Consider the following 2,603-nt stretch of genomic DNA (forward strand, 5'->3'; position numbering starts at 1 on the left):
CGTGCCGCTATTGGTTAAATCACCGTGGCTTTCGAGAGTAAGTTCCTCACCTTGCGCTTCTATAAGCCCAGCTTGGGCGAGTGTGCCTGCCTTCAGCGCGACATCATAGCCACCAACTTGGCTTGTCTCACCCAGCGTCAAGGTGCCATCGGTTGAGAGTTCTATCCGCTTTTGCGAAACAATGCGCCCCGTTTGGTTCAGAGTGTTTTGCGCATTCACAGTGATTGCGCCATTGCTTGCTATCGTACCACTATTGGTTAAATCACCATGGCTGGTCAGTTGAAGGTCACCACGCTCAATCTCTATGTGCCCTGCTTGGATCACACTATCAGCAACAATATTAACTGCCCCTTGCGTAGAAATGAGACCATCAACATTCTCAAAACTGCCCACATCAATGCGCAAACCATCCCGCGCTAAAACATGCGCACCTTCATCATGTGTAGCGTTTTGTTGGTCTGAATTTGTCGTTTCAGCGCTTTTATTGACAAAAGACGTTGCAACAATCTTCATCTCACCGGCTAAAGCACTGAGAAGACCAGCCTCATTATTTATATGACCAGCACGTGTCTCTTTCAGCCCACCAATGCTGAGAGCCTCTTCAGCAATAATTCTGCCCTGTGTGTTGGTCAGATTACCATCACTGAATAGATCCATAGATTTTTTGGCGTAAATCAGCCCACTATTGCTGACATTTCCTGCCACATTGAGGGCAACATTCTCAGCACTAGAGCCAAGCACACCGGCATTGTCTAATTGCCCTGCGATCAAAACAAAAACGCCGCCACTTTGAAGAACCCCTTCGGATGTATTCTTCAGAAAGGCTTGTTGCGGATCGGCGCCTTCTTGTGCACTTACCATCAAATGCAAATCATCGGTTGCAATAAACGTCCCTTGATTGGTAAATGCACCAATATGAGCATCGACACTCTCACCGCGCATTGTGCCGCTATTTGCGACCCCATCACGCACTTGAAGGGTTAATGCTCCCTCTTGGGCTTCCACAGTCCCTGCTTGGGTTAAAGCATCAGCACTTAAAACCACATCATAACTTAAAATCGTACTCTCTTGAGAGGTTGTGAGCATGCCACCCGCTGTCAATGCAACCTGCTGCATACTGATAATATCACCCGTGTGATTGAGGGCACCATGGGCATCCAGCGTTATCTCCCCATTGGACAACACAGTGCCTTCTTGGATCAGGGCACCGTGATGCGCATAAAGGTCAATTTTTTGCTCTGCCACTAAGCGCGCACGTGATGTAAGCTCTGCCGCTTCCACCAAAAGAGAGCCGCCGGCGCTATAATGTCCAGCGCCTACAGTGAGCGCATCATCGGCGCTCAAGACAATATTCCCCTTGGCACCAATATGGTTGTTTAAAGCGGTGATTTGATTGGTTTCAATGGTCAGATCGCCAAGGGAAGAAACCCCTGTTTGATCATTATCTTGCATACGACTTAGATCAATTGTTGCTGCTTGGATCTTTAAAAGATCACCGGCTGCTATCCGCCCATTCCCCGCCTCAAGCTTTGCTGCCTGTAAGTACAAAGAACCCGTCGCTGACTGTTGACCATCACTCCCAATACCGCTCGCTAGAAGAGCATGAGACTGGAGCTTGATCACATCGGCGTGCACATCAACAGCACCGCTTGCCGCAACGCGAGCTTGCTCAGCCAGTTCAACATGTTTCAAAGCCTTCAATTCAACCGCTTCTTCTGAAAAAAGCAAATCTTTTACATGCACACTATCGTGGTGAGAACGCGCTTTTACCGCTCCTTTGGCGCGTGCTTTGGCAATCACCAGCTTGCCATCACTTGTCAATCTCATGGCGCCTGCATTGGCAACCATGTCTCCGCGCATTTTAACGCCGGCGCCTTTATCATTGGCAATCACGCGGATCTGCCCCGCATACATTCCACCAAACTCACTGGAATCAATCGCCAATTCTGGCTCTTTGCCATCAGAACCTAGAGAAGTTGCTTCGCGTTTGTCATAATCAAAATGATTGTGACCAGCGATAACAGCCAAATCTCCTTTGACCTGTATGGGACCCCCGACACTGATCTTGCGCGAAACAAGATCAAAAATATCTAATGCACTTCCATCAGCCCCACGAGAGCCTATGGTGATATCACCACCCTCAACACGCAACCCACTCAAAGCCCCATCGGCTCCAATAATCGGTTGTCCGGTCGATAAAGTCACCCGTGGTGTATTGATAAAACCACAACCGTTACAGGTAATCCCATTGGGGTTGGCGATAATAACATCCGCCATATGCCCGTGTACTTCGCTCACACCTTCAAGACGCGAGCGATTGGCACTTACCACTTCATTAAGAATAACCTTTGCTGCACCGCTATAACGCAAATTGCCGTTGCCTGGCACCAATCCCCCAAGCTGTGAACGCGAGACTTCCTCAGTCGAATTGTTCAAAATCACGCCATGGGTATCAACATTGAAACTGTCATATTTGTTATGAGAAAGACCCTGTCCATTGGGGCGAACAATATCAATCAGCGGCACATCATTGCCGGCTTTCCCCACCGTGGGGCGGAAAACAGAGCCAACCCCGTCAGCTGCTTTAATCCCTTGGCTCTCTT

Annotated in this window: 1 protein-coding gene; it reads right to left on the reverse strand. The window is 48.9% G+C overall.

The annotated features are described in order from the left end of the window. Window positions 1–2,603 (reverse strand): filamentous hemagglutinin N-terminal domain-containing protein (locus ACFIKQ_RS08575; protein WP_375656271.1); only part of this gene is annotated, 2,603 nt, incomplete at both ends.

Origin of the sequence: Bartonella sp. MR63HLJHH, from assembly GCF_042194155.1 — a bacterium.
GTDB classification, from domain to species: Bacteria; Pseudomonadota; Alphaproteobacteria; order Rhizobiales; family Rhizobiaceae; genus Bartonella; species Bartonella grahamii.